This window comes from Mesorhizobium sp. WSM4308, from assembly GCF_002294905.1.
Classification (GTDB): Bacteria; Pseudomonadota; Alphaproteobacteria; order Rhizobiales; family Rhizobiaceae; genus Mesorhizobium.
The window spans coordinates 304591-322036 of the sequence record NZ_NSFW01000001.1; the positions used below are offsets into that span (position 1 = coordinate 304591).

General features: G+C 65.2%; 15 protein-coding genes. 10 read left to right on the forward strand and 5 right to left on the reverse strand.

Features of this window, described 5'->3' with window-relative positions:
• Positions 1-91: 91 nt before the first annotated feature.
• Entirely contained in the window at positions 92-952 is an 861-nt protein-coding gene (locus tag CK227_RS01440) for a MurR/RpiR family transcriptional regulator (protein WP_095771186.1), read from the reverse strand.
• A gap of 165 nt (positions 953-1117) precedes the next feature.
• On the opposite strand from CK227_RS01440, the gene murA reads away from it, so the two are divergent.
• The 9 genes from murA (at position 1118) to CK227_RS01490 (ending at position 11924) form a co-directional block, all read left to right on the forward strand.
• On the forward strand, positions 1118-2374 hold the full coding sequence (murA, locus tag CK227_RS01445; protein ID WP_095771187.1) for a UDP-N-acetylglucosamine 1-carboxyvinyltransferase: 1257 nt from the start codon (positions 1118-1120) through the stop codon (positions 2372-2374).
• Positions 2371-3255 (forward strand): N-acetylglucosamine kinase, encoded by an 885-nt coding sequence (locus CK227_RS01450; protein ID WP_095771188.1) that lies wholly within the window; start codon positions 2371-2373, stop codon positions 3253-3255. Before murA ends, CK227_RS01450 begins: the two co-directional genes overlap by 4 nt.
• Positions 3256-3415: 160 nt before the next feature.
• On the forward strand, positions 3416-4339 hold the full coding sequence (gene murQ, locus CK227_RS01455; protein WP_095771189.1) for an N-acetylmuramic acid 6-phosphate etherase: 924 nt from the start codon (positions 3416-3418) through the stop codon (positions 4337-4339).
• A 149-nt stretch (positions 4340-4488) separates the two neighbouring features.
• On the forward strand, positions 4489-6006 hold the full coding sequence (locus tag CK227_RS01460; protein WP_095771190.1) for an ABC transporter substrate-binding protein: 1518 nt from the start codon (positions 4489-4491) through the stop codon (positions 6004-6006).
• 34 nt (positions 6007-6040) lie between these two features.
• Complete coding sequence (locus tag CK227_RS01465; RefSeq protein WP_095771191.1) at positions 6041-7000, forward strand: ABC transporter permease; 960 nt, start codon at positions 6041-6043, stop codon at positions 6998-7000.
• On the forward strand, positions 7000-7839 hold the full coding sequence (locus CK227_RS01470) for an ABC transporter permease (RefSeq protein WP_095771444.1): 840 nt from the start codon (positions 7000-7002) through the stop codon (positions 7837-7839). The genes CK227_RS01465 and CK227_RS01470 overlap by 1 nt, the downstream gene beginning before the upstream one ends.
• Entirely contained in the window at positions 7836-9584 is a 1749-nt protein-coding gene (locus CK227_RS01475; RefSeq protein WP_095771192.1) for an ABC transporter ATP-binding protein, read from the forward strand. Before CK227_RS01470 ends, CK227_RS01475 begins: the two co-directional genes overlap by 4 nt.
• Before the next feature lie 223 nt (positions 9585-9807).
• Positions 9808-10809 (forward strand): serine hydrolase, encoded by a 1002-nt coding sequence (locus tag CK227_RS01485; protein WP_095771194.1) that lies wholly within the window; start codon positions 9808-9810, stop codon positions 10807-10809.
• Positions 10809-11924 (forward strand): anhydro-N-acetylmuramic acid kinase, encoded by a 1116-nt coding sequence (locus tag CK227_RS01490; protein ID WP_095771445.1) that lies wholly within the window; start codon positions 10809-10811, stop codon positions 11922-11924. The genes CK227_RS01485 and CK227_RS01490 overlap by 1 nt, the downstream gene beginning before the upstream one ends.
• On the opposite strand, the gene CK227_RS01495 is transcribed toward CK227_RS01490, so the two are convergent.
• From CK227_RS01495 to CK227_RS01505, 3 genes are all read right to left on the reverse strand, one after another.
• Positions 11921-12343: a GNAT family N-acetyltransferase gene (locus CK227_RS01495; RefSeq protein WP_095771195.1), complete on the reverse strand. Its 423-nt coding sequence runs from the start codon at positions 12341-12343 to the stop codon at positions 11921-11923. The two genes, CK227_RS01490 and CK227_RS01495, sit on opposite strands and share 4 nt — an antisense overlap.
• A 69-nt stretch (positions 12344-12412) precedes the next feature.
• Positions 12413-13798: a sigma-54 dependent transcriptional regulator gene (locus CK227_RS01500; RefSeq protein WP_095771196.1), complete on the reverse strand. Its 1386-nt coding sequence runs from the start codon at positions 13796-13798 to the stop codon at positions 12413-12415.
• A complete protein-coding gene (locus tag CK227_RS01505) occupies positions 13795-15768 on the reverse strand; it encodes a sensor histidine kinase (protein WP_095771446.1) in 1974 nt (657 codons plus the stop codon). The genes CK227_RS01500 and CK227_RS01505 overlap by 4 nt, the downstream gene beginning before the upstream one ends.
• A gap of 167 nt (positions 15769-15935) precedes the next feature.
• Here CK227_RS01505 and CK227_RS01510 point away from each other — a divergent pair, with 167 nt between their 5' ends.
• A complete protein-coding gene (locus CK227_RS01510) occupies positions 15936-17264 on the forward strand; it encodes a dicarboxylate/amino acid:cation symporter (RefSeq protein WP_095771197.1) in 1329 nt (442 codons plus the stop codon).
• 13 nt (positions 17265-17277) lie between these two features.
• On the opposite strand, the gene CK227_RS36605 is transcribed toward CK227_RS01510, so the two are convergent.
• Complete coding sequence (locus CK227_RS36605) at positions 17278-17442, reverse strand: hypothetical protein (RefSeq protein WP_179295779.1); 165 nt, start codon at positions 17440-17442, stop codon at positions 17278-17280.
• Positions 17443-17446 lie beyond the last annotated feature (4 nt).

The following is a 17446-nucleotide window of genomic DNA, read 5'->3' on the forward strand; positions in this document are numbered from 1 at the left end:
GGCCGTTCGTTCAAGCTAAGGGTGCACACGACCTGGTAGCGCTTTGCTGAACCCGCCAGCGATAACCCATCCGCCGAACAGGCGGCCTGCGCTACGAGGACCGCTCGGCCTTCAGCACCGAGACCGCCGCCTCGCTGTTGTGGACATAGTCGTTGGCGTCCGGCTGCTTCTGCAGCAAAAGGATGAACAACAGATCGGTCAGCGTCAGCTGCGCGTCGCGCGCGGTGATCGAGGAAGAGCGCGCGCGCTCCTCGTCGGCGATGGTGTAGAGGCGGATGTCGGCGACGCGGCTCAGCGGATTGTCGTGCAGGCCGGTGACGGCGATCACCGTCGTGCCGCGCTTGGCGGCCAGCTCGGCGATACGCAAGGTTTCGATGCTGGCGCCGGAATAGGACAGCGCGAACAACACGTCGCCGGGCCCCAGCGTCGCGGCATTGGCCATCTGGATGTGGCTGTCGCTGTCGTGCAGCACGTTGCGGCCGAGCTTCATCAGCTTGTAGGAGAAATCGCGCGCCACCAGCGAGGAGGCGCCGACGCCGACCAGATGGATGCGGCGCGCGCCATCGAGCAGCTCCAGCGTCCGGGAGATGATGCGCTCGCTGTTGGCGGCGACGGTCTGCTGCGTCGACAGAAGCTTGCTGCCGATCAGTTTCTTGAGGATGACCGGATAGGTGTCGCCAACCTCGATCGAGCCGTGGATGACGCCGGCCGGCACCTGCCAGTCCTGTGCCTTGGCCTCGCTGACGGCGAGCTTGAGCTCCTGATAGCTGGCATAGCCAAGCTTCTGGCTGAACTTGACGACACTCGACTGACTGCGCCCGATCTCGGCTGCCAGCGCTGCCGTCGACAGGCGCAGCATCTGGTCGGGATTGTCGACGATGTACTGGCCGATCTCGCGGTCGCCTGGCGCCATGCCGTCGAGCTTCGCATTGATCTTCTTCAGAACGGACATGGACCCTCTGGAGCGCTTCGATGCTCGAAGGAATAAAATATTCCAATTTCGATTGACAGCCAAGAACGCAGAATTAATTCTCGGACCGGCCAGGTTCGAGAATCGAATGGCTCTCCCGGAGAGACCGGGCCGCCGACCGGGCTTTCGCCACGAAAGGGTTCAGCCATGGACAGATTGCGGATCGTCGGCGGACCAAGACTGGAAGGCGCGGTCACCATTTCCGGCGCCAAGAACGCTGCCTTGCCACAGATCGCGGCCGCCCTGCTCAGCCCCTACCCGCTCGAGCTGACCAATTTGCCTGATGTGACCGACGTCGAAAACATGCTGGGCGTGGTGCGGCTTCACGGCGCCGAAGTGACGCGATCGGCGCATGCCGCGATGATCGACACAAGCGCCGCCGTTTCCAAGGAGACGTCCTACGACACGGTGCGAAAAATGCGCGCGACGGTGCTGGTTCTGGCGCCGCTACTTGCCCGTTTCGGCCATGCCCGTGTTTCGCTGCCGGGCGGCTGCGCGATCGGCGCGCGGCCCGTCGACATGCATGTCGCCGCCCTCGCCGCGCTCGGCGCCAAGATCGCCATCGAGAATGGCCTGATCGTCGCTTCGGCGCCGAACGGGCTGACCGGGACGCGCATCGTGCTCAGCTCGCCGTCCGTCGGGGCAACGGAAACCGCCATGATGGCGGCGACCACGGCCAGGGGCGAAACCGAGATCCTCAACGCGGCGCGCGAGCCGGAAGTGGCCGATCTCGCCGCTTGCCTCAACGCCATGGGAGCGCGCATCGAGGGCGCCGGCACGCACCGCATCCTGATCGCCGGCGACACCGGATGGCACGCGGCCAGGCACGACATCATTCCCGACCGGATCGAGGCCGGAACCTATGCCATCGCCGCGGCAATCACCGGCGGCCAGCTCGAGCTCACCCATGCCCGGCTCGAGCATATGGCCTCGGTGGTGCAATTGCTGGAAGCCACCGGCGTCAGCGTCTGGCCCGGCGATCGCGGGCTCATCGTGTCGCGCGACCGGCCGCTCAAGGCCGCCGACCTGACCACGGAACCCTATCCGGGGTTTCCGACCGACCTGCAGGCGCAGTTCATGGCGCTGATGTGCTGCGCCGAGGGTGCGTCGCTGCTGCGTGAAACCATCTTCGAGAACCGCTTCATGCATGTGCCCGAACTGATGCGGCTCGGCGCCAACATCAAGCTGCAAGGCACCATGGCCTTGGTGCGCGGCGGCGACAAACTGCATGGCGCGCAGGTGATGGCCACCGACCTGCGCGCCTCGGTGTCGCTGGTTCTGGCCGCGCTGGTCAGCGAAGGCGAGACGATCATCAACCGCGTCTATCATCTCGATCGCGGCTATGAGCAGTTGGACCGCAAGCTGCGGCTTTGCGGTGCCGACATCGAGCGGCTGAGCACATGAGCGGCGCTGATTATTTTCTCGGCGTCGATGGTGGCGGCACCGGCTGCAGGGCTCGTATCGAAGATGCGGAAGGCGACGTGCTGGGACAGGGCCTGTCCGGCCCGGCGACGACGCGGCTTGGCATCGACGCGGCCTGGGCCTCCATAGCCAAAGCCTTTGGTGCGGCGATCGAGGAGGCTGGCTTCGGGCCGAGCGAAACCGCCCGGATCCGCGCCGGCATCGGGCTTGCCGGTATCGGCCGGAAGGGTGCTTTGGAAGCGCTGCGGGCGATCGCGCACCCCTTTGCGAGCATCGATTTCGTCAGCGACGGTGTCGGCGCCTGCCTGGGCGCGCATTCCGGCAGGGATGGCGCCATCGTCATTGCCGGGACCGGCTCGATCGGCCTCGGCTTCGTCGAAGGGCGCGACCTGCGCGTCGGCGGCTACGGCTTTCCGATCTCCGATGAAGGCAGCGGCGCCGATCTTGGTCTGAAAGCCGTGCAACTGGCGTTGCGCGCCCATGACGGGCGGCACGAGCGGACGGCGCTGCTGGCGGAGGTGATGCAGCGCTTCGAGGGCGACGCGATGGAAGCGGTTGCCTGGATGGACCGCGCCAGCGCCACGGATTACGCCGCGCTGGCGCCGATGGTGATGCGCCATGCCGACCAGGGCGATCCCGCCGGACGACGCATCGTGCAAAGTGCCGCCGAGCAGATCGACACGCTGGTGCGGGTGCTGTTCGAAAAAGGCGCGCCGCGCGTGACCCTGCTGGGCGGCCTCGCCAGCCCGCTCGAACCTTGGCTTTCGCCCGATGTAAGGCGCCGCCTGAAGCCCGCCGACGGCGACGCCGTGTCCGGTGCGATCATCCTTGCCAAGAGATCGCTCTGCGTAGGGCAGGCTTAGCGACGTAGGAATAAAATATTCCAATCTCCTGTTGACGATACGAATATCCAATTCTAAAAAGTTAACAAAGAAAAACTGTGATGACGGACCCAAGGTCCGTGTGCCTGGTGTCCGTCGAGCCATGTCGGACGCCGGCAGCAGAATTTTTGAAAGCACTGGAATGACCGAGCAAGGGTTGATGTCTGAGCTGGACCTGCTGGTTTCCGAAGGCCGCAATCCGCGGACGATGGATATCGACCTGCTGCCGACCATCGATGTGCTGCGCAAGATCAATGACGAGGACAGGATTGTCCCGGCTGCTGTCGAAAAGGTGCTGCCGGAAATCGCCGCCGCGGTCGACCGGATCGTGCTTGCCTTCCAGAAGGGCGCGCGGCTGATTTATGTCGGCGCCGGCACCAGCGGCCGGCTCGGCGTCCTCGATGCGTCGGAATGCCCGCCCACCTTCGGCGTGCCCGAGGACATGGTGATCGGCCTGATCGCCGGCGGCCCGGACGCTTTGGTGCGGTCGACGGAAGGTGCCGAGGATGATCCGAAAATGGGCGCGCAGGCGTTGCGGGAGATCGGGCTCACACCGGACGATGTCGTGGTGGGCATCGCCGTCAGCGGGCGCACGCCTTACGTCATCGGCGGACTGAACTATTCGAAGCAGGTCGGCGCGACCACGGTTGCCCTGTCCTGCAATCCGGCATCGACCATTGCCGGCATCGCCGACATCGCCATCTCGCCGGTCGTCGGGCCTGAGGTTCTCACCGGATCGACCCGGCTGAAGTCGGGAACGGCGCAGAAGCTGGTGCTCAACATGCTGACCACGGCCTCGATGATCCGCATCGGCAAGAGCTATGAGAATCTGATGGTCGACCTCAACCCGTCCAACAAGAAGCTGGTCGCGAGAGCCATCAGGATCGTCATGCAGACCAGCGGCTGCACGGCGCAGCGTGCCAAACAGGTGCTCGCCCAGACCGGCAATGATGTGAAGCTGGCGATCCTGGTGGCGATCACAGGCTTCAATGTCGAGGCGGCGCGCGCGGCGCTCGGCAAGGCCGGAGGTTTCCTGCGAAAGGCGATCAGCGACAGGACGGCATGAAGCCGCACGGGACAAGACGGCAAGAAGCCGCTTTAGACAAGACGGCGTGAAGCCGCATAGACTGGGCCGATACTCCAAAGCATGTGTGTCTTGGAAGCGGTCCGTAGAAACTGCAAGGCATCAAGTTCAAATCATAATGGGAGACGAAAATGGCAAGGCATCTCACAAGAACACTCCTGTCGGGCATCACGGTTGCCGCGATGCTCGGCGTGGCTGTGGTTTCAGCGCAGGCGGCAACGCTGCACATGGCATGGTCGCAGGACGCCACGGGACTTGATCCGCATAAGCAGACGGCCTTTTCGTCGCTGCGGCTCCTGGAACTGATCTATGAGCCGCTGGTGCGCGTCGATGCCAGCCTGCAGATCATCCCGGCAATCGCCACATCCTGGGAATTCTCCAAGGACGGCAAGGAGCTGACCTTCAAGCTCGATCCCAAGGCGAAGTTCCAGGACGGCACGGCCGTCACATCCGCCGACGTCAAGGCCTCTTTCGAGCGCATCCTCGACGAGAAGACCGGCGCGGCCGCGCGCGCCAATTTCCTGTCGATCGCCGGCATCGACACGCCTGATGCGGCCACCGTCGTCTTCCATTTGTCGCAGCCCGACGTGCCGATCCTGACGGCGATGAGCGATGTCAACGCGGCGATCGTCCCAGCCAGTGAAATCAAGGCCGGGTCGATCGGCACCAAGACGCTTGGTTCCGGCCCGTTCAAGCTCGACAAATGGGACCCCAACGCCAAGGAGGTGCTCAGCGCCAACAAGGACTGGGCCGGCGGCGCGACCGGCGTCGACGGCATCGAGATCAGCGTGCTGCCAGACGAAGCGGCGATCCTGGCCGCCATGCGCACCAAGCAGATCGATTTCGCCCTGCTCAACGATCCGCTGGTCGCGACACTGGTGCCGAAGGAGGCCAGCCTGCAGCTGAACCGCGTGCCGGTGCTTGCCTATCACGTGCTGCAGCTCAACCCGTCGCGCAAGCCGATGACCGAGCTCAAGGTGCGCCAGGCGATCTCCTGCGCCATCGACCGGCAGGAAGTGCTGGACACGGCTTCGCTGGGCGAAGGCAAGGTCACCGGACCGCTGACCATCCCGGCGCTGGCGACCGATCCGAGCCAGTTGTTCTGCTACAAGCGCGATGTCGAAAAGGCCAAGAAGCTGATGGCCGAGGCCGGCTTTGCCGACGGCTTTTCGGCGACCGTGATCGGCGCCACCGGCGAGCCGCCGACGGCGGCCGCGGAAGCCCAGGTCATCCAGTCGCAGCTCGCTGAAATCGGCGTCAAACTCGACATCAAGATGATGGAGCTCAACGTCTATGTCGACGCCTGGCTGAAGGGCGATTTCGACATGGCGATCGCGCTCAATGGCGGCCGCGCCGACCCCTACACGATGTACAACCGCTACTGGACCAAGGCAGGCAATCTGCAGAAGGTGGCCAACTACATCGACGACACGCTGGACAGCCAGATGCAGCAGGGCCGCGCCGAGACCGACCCGGCCAAACGCAAGGCGATCTTCGCCGAGTTCGAGAAGCACCTCGCCGAGATGTCGCCGTGGATCTGGCTCTACACCTCCTATAGCTACACGGCCCAGCAGAAGAACATCGCCGGCTTCGTGCCGACGCCGACGGGCACGCTGTTCAGCCTGAGCAAGGTTACCATCCAGCAGTAGCCGCAGCAGGCATTGGACGAGAGGACTTCTTCGCGTGAACTATCTGATGCGACGACTGGCGACGTTTCCTCTCGTCCTGCTTGGCGTGTCCATCCTTGTCTTCGTGGCGATCCGGATGGTGCCGGGCGATTCGATCACGGCGATGCTGGGGACGGAGGCGGGGCTGCTGACGCCGGCACAGCGGGATTCGCTCGCCGCCTATTTCGGCATCGACCAGCCCTGGTTCGTCCAGTACTGGCGCTGGATCGGCGGCATCCTGCACGGCAATTTCGGCATTTCGGTCACCTATGGCAAGCCGGTGCTCGATGTCATCCTCGAACGCTTCCCGCTGACGCTGGAATTGGCTCTGCTGTCGATGGTCATCGCGCTTGCCGTCGGCATGCCGGCCGGCATCTATGCCGCCACGCATAGCGACAAACCGTCCGATCTCGGGGTCCGCGTCGTCGCCATGATCGGCCAGTCGACGCCGAGCTTCGTGCTCGGTCTCTTGATCATCTACACGCTGTCGGCCGGCTTCGGCGTGCTGCCGGCGATGGGCGAATTCGCGCCGCTCTGGCAAGATCCCTTGCGCAATCTCAGCCAACTGATCCTGCCCGCCATCACGCTCGGCTTTGCCTTCGCGGCGTCGGTCACGCGCATATCGCGTTCGGCCATGCTCGACGTTTTGAGCGACGACTATGTACGCACCGCGCGCAGCAAGGGGGCGTCGGCCCGCAGCGTCATCTGGCGGCATGCGCTCCCCAATGCGCTGATCCCGGTGGTGACGCTGAGCGGCATCGAATTCGGCTATCTCCTGGGCGGCGCCGTCATCGTCGAGCAGATTTATGCCTTGCCCGGCCTCGGTCGCATGGTGCTGGACGCCATCCTGCAGCGCGACTACGCGCTGGTGCAGGGAGCCGTGCTGTTCATCGCCTTCAACTTCATGATCGTCAATCTCCTGGTCGACCTCGCCTATGTCGCGCTCGATCCGCGCATCCGGCTGGGAGAGCAATGATGCGCATCCTGCGCGCCATCTTCGGCCATGGCAGCGGCCGCATCGGCGGCGTCATCGTCGGCATCTATCTCATGATCGCCATCCTCGGCCTGCTCGGGCTGACGCCGTACAATCCGATCACGCAGTTCCGCGTCGACCGGCTGCACGCACCGAACGGCGCCTACTGGATGGGAACCGACCTTTTCGGCCGCGACGTCGCCAGCCGATTGATGGCCGGCATCGGCCAATCCTTCACCGTCGCCTTCTTCTCGGTGGCCTTCGCGACCCTTGCCGGCACCGTGCTCGGGCTGGCCGCAGCCTGGCTCGGACGCCGCTGGGATAGCGTGGTGATGCGCATCATGGATGTGCTGCTGGCCTTCCCCGCCATCCTTCTGGCGCTGCTCATCGTCACCGTCGCCGGGCCAGGCACATGGACCAGCGTCGTTGCCATCGGCATCGTCTACACGCCGATCTTCACGCGCGTGGTGCGCGGCCCTGCCCTATCGCTCAAGGCACGTGAATTCGTCGACGCCGCGCGCACTTTCGGCAGCAGTCCCAGCTACATCGTCACGCGGCACCTGCTGCTCAATCTGGTGGCGCCGCTGACCGTGCAGGTGACGCTGGCGCTGGCCTGGGCGCTGCTGACGGAAGCCGGGTTGAGCTTCCTTGGGCTGGGCACACAGCCGCCCGCCGCCTCGCTCGGCCTGATGCTGAGCGACAGCCGCAATCTGATGGAGACCGCGCCCTGGCTGATGATCTTTCCGGGATTGACCATAATGATCAGTATCCTCGGTTTCAACCTGCTGGGTGATGCCTTGCGCGATATCCTCGACCCCAGGATGCGGGGGGCGCCGGCATGACGCCGCTGCTGTCGGTCCGTGATCTGCACGTCGGCTTCGGCCGCGATCCGCACGCCAATGAGGTGGTGCGCGGCGTCAGCTTCGACCTTGCCGATGGTGAAACACTTGCCATTGTCGGCGAAAGCGGCTCCGGCAAATCCGTCACCGCGCTGTCGATCAACCGGCTGATCGATTTTGGCGGCGGCCGCATCACCGGCGGCGCGATGACGCTGAAGCGGGCCGACGGCAGCCTCTTCGACCTGATAGCTGCCACCGAACCGCAGCTGACCGGCATTCGCGGCGCCGAGATCGGCATGATCTTCCAGGAGCCGATGACCTCGCTCAATCCGGTGCTGACCATCGGCACACAGATCGAGGAATCGTTCCGGCTGCATCGCGGCCTTACCGGCCGGCAAGCCACGGCGGCGGCCAAGGATGCGCTCGACCGCGTGCGTATTCCCGATGCCGCTCGGCGGCTGAAATACACGCCAAACCAGCTGTCGGGCGGCATGCTGCAAAGGGTGATGATCGCCATTGCGCTCGCCTGCAACCCACGCCTGCTGATCGCCGACGAGCCGACCACCGCGCTCGACGTCACCGTGCAGGCGCAGATCATGGCGCTGCTGGCCGAGTTGAAGCGCGAAACAGGCATGTCCGTCATCTTCATCACCCACGATATCGGCCTGGTTGCCGGCATCGCCGACAAGGTGATGGTGATGCAAAACGGGCAGGCCGTGGAGCAAGGCGAGCTGAACCAGATCCTCGACAGGCCGCGGCACCCCTACACCCAGCATCTGCTGCAGGACGTGCCGCATTTCGCCAATGGAAGCGCGACCCGCGCGGACGGCCTGCGCGACAAGGGTGAAAACACGGAGCCGGCCTTGAAGGTCGACGGACTGGTGGTGCGGTTTCCCCTCAAGAGCAATTTCTTCAGCCGCGCCACCGGCGCTGTGCATGCCGTCGATGGCGTCGATTTCGACCTGATGCCGGGCGAGACTTTGGCCATCGTCGGCGAGAGCGGTTCGGGCAAATCCACCACCGCGAAGGCGGTGCTTGGGCTGGTGCGCTCGACGCGCGGCAGCTTCTCGGTCGGCACTCGAAAGGCTTCTGCCGAGCACAGCGCCAAGCCCGTGCAGATGGTGTTCCAGAACCCCTACGCCTCGCTCAATCCGAGGCTGGCCATCGAGAGCATCCTGGCCGAACCGGTGATCGCCAACGGTAGTCGCGTGGACGCCGAGACACGCGCCAGAATGGCGAGGCTGCTGGAACGCGTCGGCTTGCCCCGAAATAGCCTGGGGCGCTATCCGCATGAATTCTCGGGCGGCCAGCGGCAGAGGCTGTGCATAGCCCGCGCGCTGATGCTCAACCCGTCGGTGGTCGTTCTCGATGAGGCGGTGTCGGCACTGGACGTCTCGGTGCAGGCCAAGGTGCTGGAGTTGCTGGTCGAATTGCAGCGCGAGTTCGGTCTGGCCTATCTCTTCATCTCGCACGACATGGCGGTGGTCGAGCGGATCGCGCACCGCATCGCCGTCATCTATGCCGGCCAGATCGTCGAGATCGGCGACGCGGCCTCGGTGCTGTCGAAACCGAAGCACTCCTATACGAAGAAGCTGATCGCCGCCGTTCCGACCATCGAGCGGCGGCGCGAGCATTTCGAGATCGACACCCGCCAGGTTCCCTCGCTGGTGCGCCCGCAAGGGTTCGAGCCGGCGCCGGCGAAATGGGAGCAGTTTGGCAGGGATCATATGGCGAGGGTCGAGGCGTGATGGCCCAGGGATATCTCAGGTTAGCGGGACAGCGCCCCCCTCTGCCCTGCCGGGCATCTCCCCCACATGGGGGGAGATCGGATGTCGTCGCGGCTTTCGCAAATCTCCAACGTTGGAAGGCTGGCGGAACGTCAACGCTACTGATCTCCCCCCTCGTGGGGGAGATGTCCGGCAGGACAGAGGGGGGCGCGAAGGATCTCGGCCTTTCAAGAGGAGGGGGGCGTTGACCGCCCTCGCCCAGCTCTTCGACCGCTCGTTCGCACCGTTGGAAGCCGCGGTGTCCACCAAGCGCATTCCCGGCGGCGTGCTCGGCATTGTCGACAGCAATGGCCATCGCATCGTCAGGGCAATCGGCTCGGCGCACCTCGTGCCCAAGCAGCGTCCAATGACCGTCGAAACCTGGTTCGACCTGGCATCGCTGACCAAGGTGATCTTCACCACGCCGCGCATCCTGGCGCTGGCGGAAACCGGCGTCATCGATCTCGATGCGCCGCTGACCTCGGTGCTGCCCGACCTTCGCCAGTATGACGCGAACGCCTGGGAGCGGAAGGTGACGTTTCGCCAGTGCCTCGGCCACCAGACCCCCTTCCCGGCTGTCGAACCGATCTACACTTACGGGCGCGATCCCGAATTGCTGCGTGCCTTCATCCTGCAGCGCGAATGGCGAGCCCGTGACCCCGTCTATTCCGACATCAATTTCATGCTGCTCGGCTTTGCGCTGGAGCGGGTGTCGGGCAAGACCATCCGCGACATGGATCCCGGCACCGGATTTGCCTGGTCCACGCAGCCGGATGCCGCCGCGGCGACCGAGGACTGCACCTGGCGCCATCGTGTGCTGTCCGGCGAGGTCCACGACGACAATTGCTCGGCGCTGCAAGGCGCCGGTCATGCCGGGCTGTTCGGCACGGCGGCTTCGGTGCTTGATTTCGCGCAAGGGCTGCTGTCCGGTGCTTCCAAGAATTCGATCGCGCTGATGCGCACGCCCTTGTCTGCCACCCGCACCCATGGCTGGGAGCGTTCCTATGACGGCTGGTCCGGCGGAGCCTTGTGCAGCCCGGGAACGATCGGCCATACCGGCTTTACCGGCACGGGCTTGTGGATCGATTTCGACAAGGGCAAGGCCTGGACCTTGCTCACCAACCGGATCCATCCGACACGTCATTTCGACAGCGGAATCGTTCAGCTTCGGCAAGCGGTCGGCGATCTGATGAATGGAGTTCAATGATGGAACCAATCTGGGCCGTCGGCCTGATGACCGGCACCGTGCTTGACGGCAATATCGACGTCGCGCTGATCAAGACCGATGGCGAGCGCATCGATGATTTCGGCACCTACCGGCTGATGCCTTATCCCCCATCGATCCGCTCGCTGCTGGAAGAGACGCTGACGGCGGCGCGGGCCTGGAATTTTGTCGGGCCGGAACCGGCGATCTTCCGCAAGGCCGAGGAAGCGCTGACGCGTGCCCAGTCGGCGGCGGTCAACGAATTGGTCGAGGGCTACGGCATGACGATGGCCGATATCGGCGTCGTCGGCTTTCACGGCCAGACGGTGCTGCATCGCGCACCGCAGGTCGGGCGGCTCGGCCAGACGCGGCAATTGGGTGACGGCGAGCTGATGCATTCCCTGTTGGGCACCAAGGTCGCCTACGATTTCCGCTCGGCCGACATGCGCGCCGGCGGGCAAGGCGCGCCACTGGCCGCCGCCTATCACACTGCTCTGATGCGCAGCGCCGGCGCCTGTGGCGAGGTGGCCGTGCTCAATCTCGGCGGCGTCGCCAACATCACCTGGTGGGACGGCGCCGACAATGTCGTCGCCTTCGACACGGGACCGGCCAATGCGCCGCTCAACGATTTCATCAAATCGAAGGGGCTCGGCGACATGGATCGCGACGGCGCGCTCGGCCGCGCGGGCAAGGTCGACGAGGCCCGGCTCGCCAAGCTGTTGCAGCATCCCTATCTGACCAAGCCCTATCCCAAATCGCTGGACCGTTTCGATTTCGGCGCAGCCATGGCCGACGGCCTCAATGCCGAGGATGGCGCGGCCCTGCTCACCGCCTTCACGGCCGGCGCCGTCGGCAAGGCACTCGACCTGTTGCCGAGCCGGCCCCGAAAATTGGTGGTCAGCGGCGGCGGGCGCCACAATCCGACGATGATGGCAATGCTCGCGAACCGCGCCGGCGTCGAGGTGGTGCAGGCGGAAAACCTCGGCTGGAGCGGCGACGCGGTGGAGGCAGAATGTTTTGCCTTCCTGGCGGTACGCGTGCTGCGCGGCCTGCCGATCAGTTTTCCAAGCACCACCGGCGCGCCGCAGCCGATGCGCGGCGGAAAGCTTGCCGGTTAAACCAGTTTCTTCTGCAGGAAGATGCGGCTGCGACCGACCGGGAAATCGGCCAACGTGCCGAAGGGCTGATAGCCCTGGCGCTGGTAGACCTTGGCGGCGTTTGGATTGAAGGTGTCGATCCAGGCGTTGTTGCAGCCGCGCGCCACGGCTTCCTGTTCGGCCGCGTCCAGCATCCGGCCTGCCATGTGCTGGCCGCGCAGCCTTTCATCGACCCACAGCCATTGCACGTAGAGCCAGCCCCAGGCGGTATAGCCCGAAATGCCGGCGACGACCGCGCCATCCTCGTCGCGCACGAACACGGCGAGCGCCTCTCTTTCGGACGCGCCGACATCGCCGTCGTTGAATGCCGTCAGCCGTTCGGCGAGAAAGGCGAGGTCTTCCGGCAAGGGGTTTGCCGTTGTTTCGAGTGTCGTGTTCATGGGCTCTTTCCGCAAAGCTCGGCTGGATGGGATGAAGGGTTGCGGAGCACGAGGCTCTCGCGCAATTTTCTATGTCTGCTCTCGAACGGGGGGCGGGTCGCCGCCATTGCGGAATTCGGATGCGGCAATGCCGTAGCGCTTGAGCTTGTCGTAAAAAGTCTTGCGTGGCACGCCGAGCGCGTCGATCGCGCCACGCACGTCGCCGCCGTGGTCGCGCAGTGCGTCACGGATGAGTTGCGCTTCGTAGTGGCCCACGCGCTCGGGCAGCGAGGCGGCAGGTTCCGTCGATTTCGGGGAAACCCCCTTCACCTCGTCGTCCGGGCCGAGGCCAAGTGCTACGCGATCGGCAAAATGGGCGAGCTCGCGCACATTGCCCGGCCAGGCATGCGACTGGAGATGATCGCTGACCGCGGCATTGACCTTGGCGACCGGCCGGCCGAACCGTTCAGCCGCCTTGCCGAGGAAATGACCGAACAGCATCGGGATGTCGCCGCGCCGCTCGCGCAGCGGCGGGATGCGCAGCGTCACCACGTTGAGGCGGAAATAAAGATCCTCGCGAAAATCGCCGCGCTGGTCGGGCCGGCCGAGATCGACCTTGGTTGCCGCGACGACCCTCAGATCGAGGCGCCGGACCTCGTTCGAGCCGAGCGGCGTGAGGCTGCGCGTCTCCAGCACCCGCAGCAGCTTGACCTGCAGGGCCGGCGGCATGGATTCGATCTCGTCGAGGAACAGCGTACCGCCGCTGGAATGCTCGACGCGGCCGATCCGCCGCCGCTGCGCGCCGGTGAAGGCGCCGGCCTCGTGGCCGAACAGTTCGCTTTCGATGACGGTTTCCGGCAAGGCGCCGCAATTCAGCGCCACGAAGGGTTTGGAACGCCGCCGGCCCCACCGGTGCAAGAGGTCGGCCACCACTTCCTTGCCGGTTCCGGTCTCGCCCTCCACCAGCACGTCGACATCCATGTCGGCGATCTGCCGCAAGGTCTCGCGCAGGCGCCGGATGGCCGGCGCCTCGCCGATCAGCGGCATGCCGTCGGCAGCGAGCGCCGCGGCTTCGCGCAGCCGCCGGTTCTCCATCACCAGCCGCCGCTTCTCCGATGCCCGTCTCAGCGCCTCGACCAGGCGATCGCCGGCATAGGGCTTTGGGATGAAGTCGTAGACACCGTCCTTGAGGGCGGCCACGGCAAGATCGACATCGCCATGCCCGGTGACCAGGATCACCGGTATGTCAGGGTCGATCGCCTTGATGCGGTCGAACAGCTGCAGCCCATTCATGCCCGGCATGCGGATGTCGCTGACAACCACCCCGTCAAAGTCCCTGTCGACGACGGCAAGTGCGGGCTCGGCGGCCTCGCGCGCGACCACAGTGAAACCGGCGAGTTCGAGCAATTGCGTGGTGGCGTGCAGCAGATCGGCATCGTCCTCGACGAGCGCCACCAGCCCTGATCCCTCATTCATTCAATTCGCCTCAAATCGATGGTGAAGGACGCGCCGTTGGCGCTGTCGGGGTCGAGCCGCAGCGTGCCGCCCAATTCCTGGGCGATCTCCTGCGAGATCACCAGGCCGAGGCCAAGCCCCTTCTCCTTGGTGGTCTGGAACGGCATGAACAGATTGCCGGCAGCTTCCGGCCCGAGGCCGGGACCATTGTCGCGCACCGAAATCAGCACGTGATCGTAGCGCTCGGCGAGGTCGATCTCGATGCGGGGATCGGGCTGGTCCTTCATGGCGTCCAGCGCGTTCTGCAACAGATTAACGAGGATCTGTTCCAGCCGGATGCGGCTTGCCATCACCACCGGCGAGGCGGTACCGCGCGGCTTGACGATGGTGACGCCGGAATCGCGGATGCGACCGGAAAGCAGCGACAGCGCGCCGTCGATCGCCTCGCGCACCGGCAACGGCGAAGCGGCGACACCGGGCCGGCGGGCAAAGGTGCGCAAGGTGCTGGTGATGGCGCCGATGCGCTCGGTCATCGAGACGATCGAGGTCAGATTAACGCTCGCCGGTTCGGTCTTGCCGTTGTCGAGAAAACGTCCGGCATTCTCGGCATAGGTGCGGATGGCGGCGACCGGCTGGTTGATCTCATGCGCCACGCCGGCGGCGATCTGGCCGAGGATGGAGAGCCGGTTGGCCTGGGCGAGATCGTCGCGCAGCCGGCGAACCTTGGCCTCGGCATTTTCGCGCTCGGCGATCTCGCCGGCGAGCGCGGTGTTGGAGCGTGTCAGCTCGGCGGTCCGTGTGCTGACCCGGCTTTCCAGCTCGGCATTCATGCGCGCCAGCGCCTCCTGCCGCAGCCGGCGTGTGCGGCGGCGCCTTGTGAGTACGTAGGCAAGCAGGCCGGTCAGCAGCAACCCGAGCAGCGTCGTCAGCCGCGCCGTGTTGGCGGCCGACGAGAGAGCGGCATCCGCCGGCGTCAGCACCCAAAGGCGCCAGCCGGGAACCGCGCCGGGCAGGTCCTGCACCACCTCGACAAATTGACGTGGCTTGCCGGGGCCGTCGATGGTGGCAAGGCCGTCGCCGGCACCGCGCCGTATCGGCAGGGGTTCGAAGGCGGCATCGTCCAGTTGCAGTTGCTCGTGGGCAGCTGCGGCGTCTTCGGCAGAGAGCGGCGCCAGCGCGTGAAACCGCCACTCAGGCTGGCTGGTGGCCAGCACGACGCCGCGTTCGTCGGTGACGAAAACGAGGAACCCGCTGGAGCGCCAATTGGCTTCGACACCGTCGAGTTCGACCTTCAGCACTGCGACGCCCAGCGGCTTGCCATTGTCGTCGACGCGGCTGGCAAGGTAGAGGCCCGGCCGGCCGCTGATCGTGCCGAGGCCATATTGGCTGGCCGACCCCTTTGACATCGCCTCGTTGAAATAGTGGCGAAAATTATAGTCGATGCCGACGAAGCTCGTCGGCTCGCCGGCATTGCTGGCCGATATGGCGATGCCCGCCGTGTCGATGACATAGATGGCGGACGCGGAGGCATCGCCGGCGATCGCCTTGAGCTTTTCGTTGAGGGCCGCTTCCTGCATCTTTCCGGCCCGGCGCAGCGCCCCACGCACCGCATCGTCGCGAGCCAGCACCAGCGGCACCAGGCGTTGTTTCTCGATTTCGCCTGTCAGCGTTCCCGCCGCCAGCGGCAGGGCGGCGAGCGCGCCATCACGCAGGCCATTGGTCGCCTGGCCGGTGGCAATGCGTCCGGCAACGGCGATCGCGCCCGCCAGGATCGCGAGGGCGACGACGATAACAAGCCAGCGGCCATCGCGCAGCCGCGCCACCGCCTCGCGCAGCAATTCACGGCCGGGAAACCCTGCGGACCCGCTATCGGTGCCTGCGTGCGGCGTCTGCCCTCTCCCTTTTTTCGCGGCCCCGTTTCTTCGCGGCTTGGCGGCCAGTGTAATGCGTAATTCCGCCCAGGCAAACGCTGCCTGTGCGGAAATCCGCACAGGCATTTGGCGCAAAGCACCGGACAACCGCAGAAATCCCGGGATTCCGGGCTTTCCCCGATCTGGCACATCGCTTGCAAACTCCTTGCCAGCGGCGGGCGACCGGAACGCCGCGATGGGAGAAGTCACGCAGGGCGGGTTCCGTCCATCCGGCCAGGGAGAGTTCGATGCACATCGCAGACCAATCAGGCGCGGCTGCCGCGCAGCGCAAGCCTTTCTATGCCCAACTCTACGTGCAGGTGCTCGTCGCGATCACCGTCGGCATCCTGCTCGGTTACTTCTATCCGTCGATCGGCGAGAGCATGAAGCCGCTCGGCGACGCCTTCATCAAGCTGGTCAAGATGATCATCGCCCCGGTCATCTTCCTGACCGTGGCGACCGGCATTGCCGGCATGAGCGACCTGCAGAAGGTCGGCCGCGTTGCCGGCAAGGCGATGCTCTACTTCCTCACCTTCTCGACGCTGGCCCTCATCATCGGCCTTGTCGTCGCCAATGTCGTGCAGCCGGGCGCCGGCTTCAACATCGACCCGGCGACGCTCGATGCCTCGACCGTCAACACCTACGCCGCCAAGGCGCATGACCAGTCGGTCACCGGCTTCCTGATGAACATCATCCCCGGCACGATCGTCGGCGCCTTCGCCGACGGCGACATTTTGCAGGTGCTGTTCTTCTCGGTGCTGTTCGGTATCGCGCTGGCGCTGGTCGGCGACAAGGGCGCGCCGGTGCTCAACTTCCTGCAGGCGCTGATGGCGCCGATGTTCAAGCTGGTCAGCGTGCTGATGAAGGCCGCCCCCATCGGCGCGTTCGGCGCCATGGCCTTCACCATCGGCAAATACGGCATCGGTTCGGTCATCAACCTCGCCATGCTGGTCGGCACCTTCTACGCGACGTCTCTGCTGTTCGTGTTCGTCGTCTTGGGCGCGGTCTGCCGCTACAACGGCTTTTCCATCCTGTCGCTGCTGCGCTACATCAAGGAAGAGCTGCTGCTGGTGCTGGGCACCTCCTCGTCGGAAGCGGCCCTGCCCTCGTTGATGGAGAAGATGGAGAAGGCCGGCGCCAAGCGCTCGGTGGTCGGCCTGGTCATCCCGACCGGCTATTCCTTCAACCTCGACGGCACCAACATCTACATGACGCTGGCCGCACTGTTCATCGCGCAGGCGACGAACATCCATCTGTCGATGGGCGACCAGATCCTGCTGCTGCTGGTGGCGATGCTGTCCTCGAAAGGTGCCGCCGGCATCACCGGCGCCGGCTTCATCACCCTTGCCGCGACGCTTTCGGTGGTGCCTTCGGTGCCGGTCGCCGGCATGGCGCTGATCCTCGGCGTCGACCGCTTCATGTCGGAATGCCGGGCGCTGACCAACTTCATCGGCAATGCCGTCGCCACACTGGTCGTCGCGCGCTGGGAAGGCGAGCTCGACGAGGCCAAGCTCGCCAGGGCTTTGGCCGGCACGGCCGACGACAGCCTGCCGGCGGATATCGTTCCCGCCGAGTAATTCGCGCGGTCGTTTAGCAATACGAATGGCCGGAGGCAGCGATGCCTCCGGCCATTTTCATGTGGGTGACGATGTCACGCGGAACGGGTCTTGCCGAGCGGCGCCAGCGCTCTGCATCGGCAGCGAAGAGATGGCAGTGGGACGGATCGACCTGATTGATGCGCGCACCGTCGAGCATGAAC